The sequence below is a fragment of the Haloarcula salina genome, from assembly GCF_010119195.1.
Classification (GTDB): Archaea; Halobacteriota; Halobacteria; order Halobacteriales; family Haloarculaceae; genus Haloarcula; species Haloarcula salina.
Window position 1 is genome coordinate 103,992 of record NZ_WRXL01000005.1, and the last position, 12,850, is coordinate 116,841.

General features: G+C 61.2%; 8 protein-coding genes. 3 read left to right on the forward strand and 5 right to left on the reverse strand.

Features of this window, described 5'->3' with window-relative positions; genetic code table 11:
- Nucleotides 1–51 precede the first annotated feature (51 nt).
- On the forward strand, nucleotides 52–1,851 hold the full coding sequence (locus GM656_RS13995) for a hypothetical protein (RefSeq protein ID WP_162414299.1): 1,800 nt from the start codon (nucleotides 52–54) through the stop codon (nucleotides 1,849–1,851).
- A 64-nt stretch (nucleotides 1,852–1,915) separates the two neighbouring features.
- Here the strand turns inward: GM656_RS13995 and GM656_RS14000 are convergent, their stop codons facing one another.
- The 3 genes from GM656_RS14000 to GM656_RS14010 all read right to left on the reverse strand — a co-directional run bounded on the left by GM656_RS14000 (nucleotide 1,916) and on the right by GM656_RS14010 (nucleotide 6,678).
- The gene (locus GM656_RS14000; RefSeq protein ID WP_162414300.1) at nucleotides 1,916–3,712 is read right to left on the reverse strand and encodes an asparagine synthase-related protein; all 1,797 of its coding nucleotides are present in this window, start codon (nucleotides 3,710–3,712) and stop codon (nucleotides 1,916–1,918) included.
- Nucleotides 3,713–3,823: 111 nt separating this feature from the next.
- Nucleotides 3,824–4,786, reverse strand: a complete 963-nt coding sequence (locus tag GM656_RS14005) for a glycosyltransferase family 2 protein (RefSeq protein WP_162414301.1) — start codon at nucleotides 4,784–4,786, stop codon at nucleotides 3,824–3,826.
- 254 nt (nucleotides 4,787–5,040) lie between these two features.
- On the reverse strand, nucleotides 5,041–6,678 hold the full coding sequence (locus GM656_RS14010) for a glycosyl hydrolase family 28-related protein (RefSeq protein WP_162414302.1): 1,638 nt from the start codon (nucleotides 6,676–6,678) through the stop codon (nucleotides 5,041–5,043).
- Nucleotides 6,679–6,888: 210 nt separating this feature from the next.
- On the opposite strand from GM656_RS14010, the gene GM656_RS14015 reads away from it, so the two are divergent.
- Complete coding sequence (locus GM656_RS14015) at nucleotides 6,889–7,875, forward strand: alkaline phosphatase family protein (protein WP_162414303.1); 987 nt, start codon at nucleotides 6,889–6,891, stop codon at nucleotides 7,873–7,875.
- A 96-nt stretch (nucleotides 7,876–7,971) separates the two neighbouring features.
- On the opposite strand, the gene GM656_RS14020 is transcribed toward GM656_RS14015, so the two are convergent.
- Together GM656_RS14020 and wecB are read right to left on the reverse strand one after the other, a co-directional pair.
- On the reverse strand, nucleotides 7,972–9,357 hold the full coding sequence (locus GM656_RS14020) for a glycosyl hydrolase family 28-related protein (protein WP_162414304.1): 1,386 nt from the start codon (nucleotides 9,355–9,357) through the stop codon (nucleotides 7,972–7,974).
- 348 nt (nucleotides 9,358–9,705) lie between these two features.
- Nucleotides 9,706–10,851, reverse strand: a complete 1,146-nt coding sequence (wecB, locus tag GM656_RS14025) for a non-hydrolyzing UDP-N-acetylglucosamine 2-epimerase (RefSeq protein ID WP_162414305.1) — start codon at nucleotides 10,849–10,851, stop codon at nucleotides 9,706–9,708.
- Between the two features lie 804 nt (nucleotides 10,852–11,655).
- Between wecB and GM656_RS14030 the strand changes: the two genes are divergently transcribed.
- Complete coding sequence (locus GM656_RS14030) at nucleotides 11,656–12,843, forward strand: glycosyltransferase family 4 protein (protein WP_162414306.1); 1,188 nt, start codon at nucleotides 11,656–11,658, stop codon at nucleotides 12,841–12,843.
- Nucleotides 12,844–12,850: the final 7 nt, after the last annotated feature.

The window sequence follows — 12,850 nt, forward strand, 5'->3', positions numbered from 1 at the left end:
GCCGGCCGAAACGGCACTATCGAACGCTCGGTCAGAGCGGGAGCGGCGCTTATGAACGAACGACTGCGGAATCGCGTCACACGAGCGGCGGTCCTGAGCGGCGGCGGCATCGTCTTCCTCCTGGCAGTCATCCTCTCCCTGACGCCGCCGGCGACCGGATACGAATTCTCCGTCTACCGGGCACTGCCGGTCGAGTTCTGGATACTGGCGATATCGGGACTGGTGCTGTGTCAGTTGCTGATCGTGCGCTACGCGCTCTGGGACGACGACGCGCCGGTATCGTGGCGGTACGGAGTGGTCATCGCACTCTCGATCGAGACGCTGATTCTGTCGCTCCCGTACTTTCGCGGCTATCAGGCCTACGACCGCGCGGACGTCCTGACGCACATCGGCTACATCCGGAGCATCCACCAGTACGGAACGCCGCCCGCGAAGGACATCTATCCGAATATCCACATCGTTACGCTCTCGCTCTCGTACGCGACCGGGATCGAACCGCTACAGATCATCAACACGATCTCGGTCGTCGTTCCGGTGTTTTCGGTGCTGGCGTGGTACGCGTTCGTCGTCCGACTGTACGACCGGCGACGCGCGCTGTTGACGCTCCCCTTCGCGATACTCTTCGTCGCCGGGAGCGCGTACACAAATCCCTCGCCCTACACGCAGATCTCACTGGTAGTGCCGTTCGTCCTCTATCTGTTCGTTCGAGAGCGCCAGACTCGGTCCATTCCGGCTCGAGTCGCGCTCGCGGTCACCGCGGTATCGCTCGTCATCTACCACCCGATAATAACGCTGTTCGTCAGCGGCATACTGCTCGTGTACATCCTCGTCGAACTGGTGGTGAGCGCTCGTTCTGGCGTCGACAGGCCGCGGGCATCTGTCGGCAAAGCGGTAACGTTCCAGTTGCTGGTCGGCCTGTTCCTCTCCTGGTATCACGGCTTCGGTCCCGTCATCAGACGGAGCCGAGAAGCGATTCGCGGGCTGTTGGGAACGTCCGGTGGCCAGTCGCCGCTGGGGCAGTACAGCTCGGCCGTCAGTTCGACCTCACCGAAGCTCTCGGACATCCTGGTCATCGGCTTCATCGAGTACGGCGTCTCTGCGGTATTCCTGGGTATCGGTGGCCTGTACATACTCACGAAGGCGTACGACGGGCTCACGGGTCGGTTCGACATCGACGTCTACGAGGGGACGTTCGTCGTGTCGTTCGTCGCGTTCGCCGGCGCGTCGGTCTGCTTTCTCGTCTTCGACCTCATCGTCGGGTTCGGCCGCCCGCTACTGTACGTCAACATCTTCGGCGCGCTGCTCGCCGGGCCACTGTTTTACTGGGGGTACCGACGACTGGACTTCCGGCGAGGCGTCACGCTGTTCCTCTGTGTCACCCTCGTCGCGTACAGCACGTTCGGCGTGCTGAGTCTCTATCACTCGCCGCTGAAAGCCGAACCCGGACGCCACGTGACCGACGCCGAACTGGAGGGGTCACAGTGGTTGCTCGATCACCGGAACCGGTTCTTCGGGACCGTCGAGTACGGAATCACGCTGTGGCGGTTCGGTGACACGTATTTCGGGGTGAACAAGAGCTCGCGACGCGAGATGGTCGATCCCGAGAGCCCGTTACCGCCACCGAGCTTCGGCTATCGGACCAACGACACGCTCGGCTCGTCGTACGAGACGAACCAGTACATGGTGATCACGACCAAAGGGCGCGAGTTCTACCCGTCGATGTACCCGGACTACCGGGATCAGTGGCGGTTCCACGACCGGGACTTCGAGCAGTTGCAGCGCGACCCGACGACATCGCAAGTGTATCACAACGGAAACGTGAACGTGTACCGCATCAACGGGACCGGGTAGCCGCCAGAAGGGAATGGATTACAGGGGCGAGAGACAGGGCTGATTTCTCACGATGCGAGCCGAATCAGTCGAGGTGCTCCCGAATCCAGTACTCGAGCGTCGTGATCTGCGCGAGGAGGGTGGCGTTGTTCGCTCCGTCCATATGGGCGGCGTAGACCGCTTCGACGGCGTCAGCGTCGAACAGATTGCGATCCATCGCGGCGTCGACCAGTTCCGTCACTCGCCGGTGCACGTACGTATCCGTGTCCCTGATCCAGAAGTCCTGTAGCTGTCCATTGGCGTACGTCGGCTTCGATCGGAGCCGATTCACGACGACGTTTCCGACGAACCCGCCGACGTGGAGGTGATAGGGCCTGGACGGTTTGGTCTTCGTTCGCTCGTACGTGATCTCCGATAGCTCGGGCGAGATCCGACGGCACAGTTCGAGCTTTGCGATCGACGTGCCGTACGGAATCCCGCCGGCGTCGGACTGGAAGAACAGATGTGAGAGGGGAAACGTCCCCTTCCGGTAGTACTGCGGAATCCTGGCGCACCACTCGAGATAGTCACCGTCCACCTGTAGCACTCTGTTGCCGGTCCAGTCACGCATCACCCTGTTGCTCGCCAGCCCCAGTCGCGCGTAGTAGTTCTGGAAGTGGATGTCGAGCACCTTGCCGCGGTGTGTCCGTTCGGACGTTCGATCGGCTTCTGCCTTGAACGTGGCAAGCGGATCGACGTCGACGGTCAGGAGGTTCTGGACGGTCTCGACGGCAGTCGAGGCCTCGCTGTTCTGCTGGGCTTCGACGATGGACTGCGAGTCGTCGAGGTGATAGCGAAGCAGGTGATCGCCGATGAGTTCACCCTGCATTCCCTCCATGAGCACCGGCACGTCGTCCCGGATGTGGTAGGTCGGCGAGAGGTTCGCCGTGGTGTTCCAACGGAGCATTCCATCGGTCGCTTCGATGACGCGCTCGAAGTCCTCGCCGAACGTTTCTGCCGAGAGCGGGATCTGATTGTACTCGATCTCGAGCGTCTCAGCGATATCGCGGGCGATGCGCGGGTTGTCGTTCGTGGGCGGGTTCGCGTCGTATCCGTATGCGACGAGCGACTCCAGCGACCCCTCGGGAGATTCCGCGAGCAGTGCCGCAGCGGTGGTTCGACTGTCGAGGCCGCCGGACAGCCAGATACCCGCGCTCTCGGGGAGCGTCCCGCCGAACCGGTTTGCGGCCTGTCGGTACCGATCCGCCAGTTCGTCGAAATAGCCCGCTCCGGGGTCGGCCGGCTCGTAATCGGGCTTCCAGTACCGCCTCGTCGAGACGCTTCCACCCGTGACCTCCATGACGGTTGCCGGACGCATCGCCCGAACCCCCTCGACGAGCGTCCGTTCTCCCCACATGTGTCCCATGAGCAGCATGTCGCTTGCGCCCTGGAAATCCAGCTCCGGGTCGTCGAGAAACGCCAACAGGACGTCGACATCCGTCGCGTAGTACACCCCGTCGGCCCTCGTGTAGTAGCACGAGCGAGCGCCGAGTTTGTCGGTTACGACGACGTGGTAGTCACGATCGCTGTCGTAACACGCGATCAGGAATTCGCCTTCGAGCGTGCGAGCGGTCTCTGCGGGTCGATCCAGTAATCTGTCGAACACCTCGCTCTCCGTGAGGCCGAGTTCGTTTCGGTTCGTGACGACGCCGTAAATGACACCAGCACGAGACCCGTCATCCCAGACAGTCACCCCCTGTGGGTCCGCCGTCGTGTACGACAGCCCGAGTCCCGACCCACCGTGTTCGTACAGCCACGATTTCTCTCGCGTCCGACCGCCGAGTTCGGACACCGCCTTCTGGAGTCGGGACCCGTTGACAGCCCCACCGATCATCCCGCTCATATTTTGGCGCTAATTTGTCATCATTCGTGATAAGAAAAAGGACCATACTGTCGTGGTTCGGCGTGTGGCGGCCGATACACCTGTCGTCACGAACGGCGTTTCCACGAGAACTCACGCCGAGGGCAGTGGCATTCGAGAAAGCGCAGTCCGAACGGTTTGTGCCGTCCTGTGAGTGAGACGACCGCCCGATGCGGCGAACGCGTAGACGTAGAACGAGGGCTCGAACGGGTAAGTCGCAATCGCACGCCGCGAGTAGTGGCGTGCGCCGGCGTAGTTACCGGCGTACACGCACGACTGGGCGACCCGGTGGTAGGCCCAGCCTCGCATCTTGCGCTCGAACAGAATTCCGTACTCCCGCGCGAGGCCGCTGTACTTCTCGATGAACTGGTTGACAGTCGTCTGTAGTCGGTCGAAGTCGTCGGATATTCGATTTCCTGCGTCGAACGTGTAGATGACGAGCGGCTCCGATACCGCGTGGAAGTCACAGACCTGCGAAACTCGAATGTACCACTCCAGATCGGCCCAGCGCTTGATCTCCTCGTCGAACCGAACCTCCCGAGCGATCTCCGTCCGGACCATGATGCTGGACTGGGTCCCCACGACGTTCCGACAGAGGAGTTGCTTCGTAACGTCTCCCTCGATTGAATCAGGCATCTTGCGTTCGGTGACGTCGCCGTCACCCACGTGCTTTCGCCCCGTGAACACGAGACCGACATCGCCGTCTGTACGCTCGAACGCCGCAACCTGTCGCTGCAGTTTGTCCGGAGCCCAGCGGTCGTCGTCATCGAGGAAGGCCACGTACGACCCGTTCGCCTCTGCCACACCGGTGTTCCGTGCGGCGTTCGCGCCCCGATTCTCGTCGTGGCGGATACAGCGGAGACCCGCCACGTCGGGCGACAGCTTCCGCACGGTATCTGATGCCGGGACCCGCGAGCGGTCGTCGACCACGAGGACCTCTACCGGCGAATACGTCTGGGCTGAGACGGTCTGGATAGCTCGCTCGAGGCACTCCGGTCTGTTGTACGTGGTGATGACGACCGAAACGAGAGGGGGGTCCGAGACAGTGTCACTCATCGGCCCGTTGCCGTGGCTCGGGGGTATCTCTCGTATGCCGGTGTTGCCGACGGGACGCCGGGTTCGTGAGGTGGTATCTTCTCATGACCAGACGGTGAATATCCGAACGATTGCTGCGAAAGTCGCATAGTTACACGCAGATTATACCGTGAGAGAGACGATATCCGTGGAAGCCGGTTCCGGGTCACGTCGGCGCCCGATCGACGTCCTCGAGAACCGACGCAAAACGAGAGTTCGGACCGAAAGCGGCGCAGTCAGTGGTTCTGTTCGAGTTCTGCGATTCGCTGGGCGAGGTCGCGGACATCCTGTTCGATGCTCTCGAAGTTCTCGTTGAGCGGGACGTGCCACTCCAGGCTACCGGCCGCCGGCGTCGAATACCCGCCGTAGTCGACCGTCTCGGTCGAGTCGCTAGTGTCGGTCGACCCGTCGGAGTCGCTGGAGTCGTCACTCGAAGTAGAGCTAGAGACCGGACCGATTTCGGAGAGAGACGGCACGTCTGGAGAGATCGGGTCGCCACGCGTGGCGCCCTCGAGAGTCGTCCCGTCCGCCGAACCGACGCCTGAGACGCCGTCGTACACGAGTCCGGAGATCGTCCCACCGCCGTTCTGAATGGAGACCGCGTCACCGTCGCTGTTCGAACCCACGTCGTGGACGGAGAACGGACCGGAGGAACTCCAGTCGATTCCGTCGGTGTAGATACCGTACCCGCGCATGTCGCTTCTGTCGACGTTCTTGAAGGCGCAGTCGACGACCGTGATTGAGCCCGGTGCGGGGAAATCGAGCGCCGGTCGGTCGCTTCCGTCGACGAGGACGTTATCGAGGAGGATCGAACCGATATCCTCCGTCTGCGGATTGCTCTTGACGGCCATCGTCCCGCGATTCTGCGAGATACACCGACGGATCGTGACGTCGCTGGGTCCGGGGTTGATTTTGAGAAGCGCCGAATACTCGGTCCGACCCATCCCGATGCAGCGGTCCATCGTCAGCGTCGCACCGGAACCAGTCATCACGTCACCGTCGGTACCGATCATGTTCTTGAAGACCGAGTCCTCAACGCGTACCGTTCCGTCGGTGTTCAGGGAGAACGCGTGGCCGGCCAGGCCAGAGATCCGGTGGGCCGCGTGACCACACCGTTCGAACTCACAGCGCTTGATGACTAGGTCGCCACTGTCGCAGGTGATGCCTGTGTTAGCCCAGTCTTCGAATCGGCAATCGATCAGGCTGGTCGTTCCCCGGATGTCGTCAGCGTGAACGCCGACGCCGATGCCGTAGTCCTGATTGCGACCGTTACCGTTGATCGTCAGCTGCTCGATCGTGACGTTCGAAATCGGTGTCGAGGGAGTGACGTTCCAGAGACTGTGGAATTTGGTATTGCCTCCAGCGAGCCTGATAGTGGTATCGGCGTGGTCTTCGCCCTTCCATGTCAAGTCATCCCACCGGCCGTCTTCCGGAAAGTCGAGCGGTAAGCGAGAGTTCGCACCGACGTCGTACGTACCGGACGGGAAGAAGACCGTGCCGGCGGGTGCGGCCTCGTCCGCGGCCGACCGAATCGCTGCCGTATCGTCCGTACCGTCGTCGGGCGTCGCGCCGTGGTCAGTGACGTAGACAGTCATCGATGCTGGACCTCGTCTCGACGAGTGAAACCGGTGGACCATGGAAGAGACGACCCATGAGATCGCACTGAACGGGGTCGGCCGTGTGGCCGTGTTTCGATATGAACAGATGGTTGCTGGGACATCATACAGCCAGAGGATTCGGAGGTGGTCTAATAAACGAACTAACCGAATATCAGTGTTCAACCCCACAGCTACGCGCGGAGGAGTCATACGTATGCACTTTTTTGTTACCAAATTGTTCCCACAGTAAGTGTTTACTACCAATTCCCGCTCCATAGTAAGACTCTATTACTGCTTGTCGAATCGATTAAATGGTCAGAACACAGTTCCAGATCGAACGGGAGGGCGGCTCACTCCGAGCTCGAAATGGGTCGGTTATAGGGCGACGACGTGCCCGAGGCGCTCTACGGAGATACCTGGTTACGTCCGATCAGAATCGGCGTTTTTCCGAATATAACTATATTCGATTCGTCCGAGTACGGCACCATGCAAACCGATGCTCGCAGCTGGGCTAGCGAGCTCTCCCGGGGACTCAAGGAGCGGGATTTGCAAGGAGTCGCTCGGGCACTTCGGGGTGCGTTTAACGGACCGTACTACACGCTGACGACGCGCTATCCGATCGGAACGAACATCTACGATCGAGACTGGGATCTGCTGCTCGTTCTCGACGCCTGTCGGGTCGACGCCCTCCGGAGCGTCGCGCCCGAGTACGACTTCCTCGAGGATATCGAGTCGATCTGGTCGGTCGGTAGTGCGTCCCACGAGTGGATTTCCAAGACCTTCACGAACGAGCACCGCGACGCCATCTCGAAGACGGCGCTGATCACGTCCAACCCGTTTTTCCCACAGACCTTCAACGACAGGACGCTCCCGCCGAAGGCGTATTCCATTCCGGTGATGTGGCCGGACTGGGACGTCGTCGAGAAGTCGACGTTCGCGAAATTCCTCCACGTCCACAGACACGACTACGACGAGCACTTCCCCGAAGCACCACCGGATATCATGACGGACTACGCGATCAATGCGGCCCGAAACGGGACGTTCGATAGGATGGTCGTCCACTACCTCCAGCCCCATACACCGTACATCGCGGACGCGTACGCGGAGAACAGATCGCCGACTGCCGTCGAGTCAGATCCGTGGACGGCACTGGACCAGGGTGTAGCCACGGTCAAAGAAGTCAAGCAACGCTACCTCGAAAATCTCCGATTCGTACTGGACTCGATCGAGACGCTCCTGCGTAACGTCGACGCACCCGATGTCGTCATCACTGCCGACCACGGGGAACTGTTCGGTGAGATGGGTCTGTACGGTCATCCGGAGGGGTTCCTCCACCCGTCGTTGAAGAAGGTCCCGTGGGCGACGGCGACGGCGACGGATCACGGCGAACGGATGCCCGAGGTCGAGGAGTCCAGACAGGACAGCGCGGCTGCAGAGACGGAGCAGCGACTTGCGGACCTCGGTTACCTCTGAACCGCTCGTCGGTGGCCGTTACGTTCTCGATTGCAGATCCGATCATTGGACAGGGTACGCGGTCATCGGCACGCTCTGCGCGGGCAGCCGTCACGCCTACATCGAGTGATCGACCAGACCAACCTCGGACTCGGTCGGGACGTCGGGTTCGATCGGTGGACCGCCGCGTCTATCGGCATGCACCGTCACGCCCTCGGTCCGCCCGAGTCCGCCCGTTCCGTCGTGTCTGACTTCGTCGATCGATCCGCTCCCCTCGAAAATCTTGAGCGCGGGGCCCTCGTTGTTCACGCCGACGTTGTGTATCGAGATTCGTCCGGAGGAGCCGAAGTCGAGTTCGTCTGTGCGGATACCGCCTCTGTCCCGACCTCTGCTCTCGTTGTTCTTGTCGACGTTTTTGATAGCGACGTCGTGGAGTTCGAGCGCGGTCGCGTTCGGGAAGTCGATTCCCGGCCACCCACCTCCGTCGATGAGGACGTTGTCCAGTTCGACGCTGCCCATGTAGAAGTCGTACGGATTCATCTTGACCGGAATCGTCGTCGACTCACCGCCGAGTATCTGGGTGTTCCTGATCGTCACGGCGGCGGCTGTCGGGTTGATCTTGATGCCGCCGATGCTGTCTTTCAGGACGCACCGCTCGATATGGACGGTCTGTCTGTCACCGCTGCGGCCCTCTCCGACGTCGATAGAGACACCCCGCTGATTCGTACAGAACACGTTCTTGATCGTGGTCGTGGTCTTTCGGCGAGACTGTTTTGGCGAAATCGCGTGACCGTACGCAACTACGCCGTTTTCTTCGAACCGGCAGTTTCGGATGTCACCGTTCATTCCGCCCACCATCTTGACCCCCGAGTTGCGCGTCCGCACAATCCGGCAGTTGCGAAGCGTGAACGTTCCGTTCGCGCCGTTCGTCCTGATGGCCGTTCCGACCGTGTCCTGTCGGGGGGAGTGAAGATCGATCGTGAGGTTGCGAATCGCGATCTCGTCGTTTGCTTCCAGGGAATCCCCAGTGATGCGAAACGCGTAGTGGACGTGGTCCTGGTTCGGAGCCATGTGGAGCGTACTCCTCGTCTCACCGTCGACGCTCCCGCGAATCGTCACGTTTCGGTGGTCGTCGGTGAGTGAGATTGCAGCTCGCACGTCCTCGGGCGTGTCGATCAGGATGTCACCCGGTGGTAACTGGAGAACGCCGCCCGGGTGAACGGCATCGAGCGCGCGGCGTATCGCTGGTGTATCGTCCGTCTGTCCGTCGACGCGAGCACCGTACCGCCGGATATCGACGACGGACGGCTCCTCCGTCTGGGCCTGTGGACCGTCGGGTGTTCGGCTCCGCTCTCCGGCGGGACGAGGCGTCGGAGTTTCCGACGCCGGGACCGGTTCACCGGTCGGGTCGCCGTCCGAATACGCCCGGAGCGCCACCGTTCCCACACCCGTGGCACCGAGCAGAGCGAGCAGTTTCCGGCGGTCCAATCTTCCATCCGACATCAGTAGGGACTCCAGCAGGGTACACAGCGGCGAGTGATGCCACCGTCGGAAGAGACCCCGTCCCTCCTCGTAGCGAAAGACGGCGTCCGGAGGCCGACGCCACGAAGCGGTGATGGCTGCGTCACTACCACTGTCTCGCCCCGAGAGTAGGAATCGGTGACTAATAAATAGTAAGTAGTTACCTGCGGAATTAACGGGCCACCAGGTCCGAGAACGCCCTGTAGAGATGGGATCCGGTTCGATACTGTCGTCCAGCGCCACGGCGCAGGGACGCGACCACTCCTGACGCCCTCCTCAACGCAGTCACGTAGCGGACAGAAACCCGATAAAACAGACGAGCCGTGTCCCCTACAGCTCTCGGGGCGCCTCTTTCGTCGCAGTCTCAGCCCTCCGTTCCGCGTGCTGATCCTCAAGTCCGACATCGTCGAGAATGTGTTCCGCGGCGTGCCCGTCGCCGAACGGTGGCTCCCACTCACCCGATTTCGACTCCATCCGACGAGCACCCGCAACGATGTCGTCCGGTCGATGCCCGACGATACAGTTCGCACCCACGAATGCAGTTTCGGGTCTCTCGGTTCCGTTTCTGAGCGTGACACAGGGTGTCCCGAGAATACACGTCTCCTCCTGAACACCGCCCGAGTCGGTGAACACGAGCGACGCCGTACTCTCGAGACGCAAGAAGTCGAAGAAATCGAGAGGGTCGATCGTCCGAATGCAGTCCGGAACCGCGAGGTCAAACGATTCGAGTCGGTCCGCCGCACGCGGGTGGACTGGATAGATCACTTCGTTATTGCGGTGTCGTGCGGCCGCCGCGACACCGAAGAGGATGTTCGCAAATCGGTCACGGTCGTCGACGTTCTCGGCCCGGTGCGCCGTCAGCAGGTCGAACTCCCCTTTGTCGACGCTGAGTCTCGTGAGAGTCGAACTCGTCGACGCGGCCGTCTCGTCGTACATCTCGACCGCGTCGACGATCGTGTTTCCGGTCACCGTGATTCTGTCGCCGGGAATTCCCTCGTCTCTGAGCAGCGCCGCCGTTTCTTCGGTCGGTGGGTACAGTCGGTCGACGGCGTGGTCGACGATGATCCTGTTTCGCTCCTCGGGCATGTTGCGGTCGTAACTCCGGAGTCCGGCCTCAATGTGTGCCACGTCGATGTTATCGAGTTTACAGGCGGCCAGGGCCCCGGCAAGCGTCGAATTCGTGTCCCCCTGGACGAACAGCACGTCGGGCGTGGCGTCCATGAGTTGCTCTTCGATCCCGAGTACCATCTCGCTCGTCTGTTGCCCGTGGCTTCCCGACCCGACACCGAGGTTAACGTCGGGTGGGTCGAGTTCGAGTTGACTGAAAAAGATCTCGTCGAGCGACTCGGAGTAGTGCTGTCCCGTATGTATTACGAGCGTCGAGACATTCCTGCGCTGACATGCTTTGATGACCGGTGCGAGTTTGATGATCTCCGGACGGGTTCCGAGAACGAAGGCCGCTTTCGAGTCAGTCACCACGTCTCACCCCCCGATTCAGCTGGCCTCGAGGGATGTCAGGGCATACCATGACACTGGTTCGTAGACGAGAATGTTTTGTTATAGACAACTTGTTACTCGGTAACATCTCTGTTCGATTAGGTCCTCCCTGACAGTCACGAGAGAGGCGAGCGTCCGTCGAAGATACCCCAAACGATACGACAGTGACAATGTTACAGATCCGCCACAGACGGTGGAAATAGTAACAGGCGGAATAAAACGGACCGTCAAATAAAAGACCGGCGTCACGGACATAGTTGAGGCAGAATGTACCCCCACAGTCCGGTCCGCATGGTAAGAATTACCTACTGCAGAGAGCGATCCCGAACGTTTTGTCACTCGCCAGATTGGCGGCACACTTTGTCGCCGAGGAACGGTTTCAGACCGTCAGAACCTCTGACCGCGGCGATACGCCCGCTGTTGAACCCACCAACTGCGAAACCCGTCCGTCTTGACACGGTGCCAGAGAGGGAGAGTCATTTCCGAACCGCGGGATTCGGATCAGGAATCTTCGAACGAAGACGTGGCACAGATAAACCGTCGAAGAGCGTGCACCAGGGTTCAGCCCCGGTCAAACGTTCACAACGTGAGAGGCAGGAGGTCCATGCAGTCCAGTGCAGTGACAGAGCCACTCGTCGAATACGCCCTCAGACAGCCCTCTCGGACCGGGTGAATCACACGGTCACTCCGGGTCGTGTGACGGACACTGGGAATAGAGTCACGGACGTCGGTCAGACGGTAGAAAGGTCATAACTTTAGTTCGGAACCAACAGGTCAGTGCAAATGAGCGTCTCAGTGTTGGCAAGCGCTGTCAACCACCCGGACGCCGTCAATCCGTACATCGGGCTCTTCAACCACCGAATCGTACGCTCGCTACGGGACGCTGAGATGTCTGTAGACGTTGTCTCCCCCCGGCCGTTTGCGCCCCCGTTCGGGCCGAAGTCGGAATACGCTGCGTTACCCGAATCCGAGGACTGGGGCGAGTACGACGTTCACCACCCGCGATTCTGGTATCTGCTCCCGAAACGATTCTTCTACGGCAAGGCCGGTGACTCGTTCGCGGCACGCGTCCCGAGATACGTCGAGGACACCTTCGAAGTCCCCGACGTGGTACAGGCCTGTCACATCTACCTCGACGGCTACGGGATGCTCCCGTACTGCCGGGCGCACGACGTTCCGCTGTTCGTCATCTCACACGGCCACTTCCTGAACGAGTACGAGGCGCTCCCCGGCGGAGTGCGAGCCCGCGTCGACGAGACGCTTGAAGCCAGCGCGAAGGTGCTCTGCGTGAGCGACGCGCTCGCAGACAAGGCGACCTCGCACGTGTCTGACGAGAAGGTCGAGACGGTTCCTATCGGAGCGTCGCCCGGCCGCTATCCGGTGAATCGGAAACGGCAGCTTCGAGAAGAGCTGTCCATCGACCCAGACGCGACCGTCGCGCTGTTCGTCGGCGAATTCTGCGAGCGAAAGGGGATCCCGGAACTCGTCGACGTACTCCCGCGGCTGTCGCTTCCAGACACGGAGTTCGTGTTCGTCGGACACGGCGGACCGATGCGCTGGGACCTCCAAGAGGCGCTGGTGGAGAGCGAGTTCACCGACAGACACGTCTATACAGGAATCACGTCGATGGCGCTCCGGCGGTGGCTTACGGTGGCCGACCTGCTGGTACTGCCGAGCCGATCAGAGGGGAGACCGACAGTGATCTACGAGGCGATGGCGGCTGAAACCGCGGTCCTCGGCACGGATATCGGCGGCGTCACCGAGCAGGTCTCTGACGGCGAGACCGGGGTGATTATTCCGCCGGAGGCGCCACGGAGGCTCGCCGACGCGCTGACCGCACTGCTGCGAGACCCCAACCGACTCGACAGCATGGGTCAGCGCGGGAAGGACCGACTCGTCGAGCAGGGGTGGACCTGGACGGCGTATGCCCAGCGCGTCGAGTCGCTCTACCGCGACGCACTGAGCGAGTGAGTGCGCC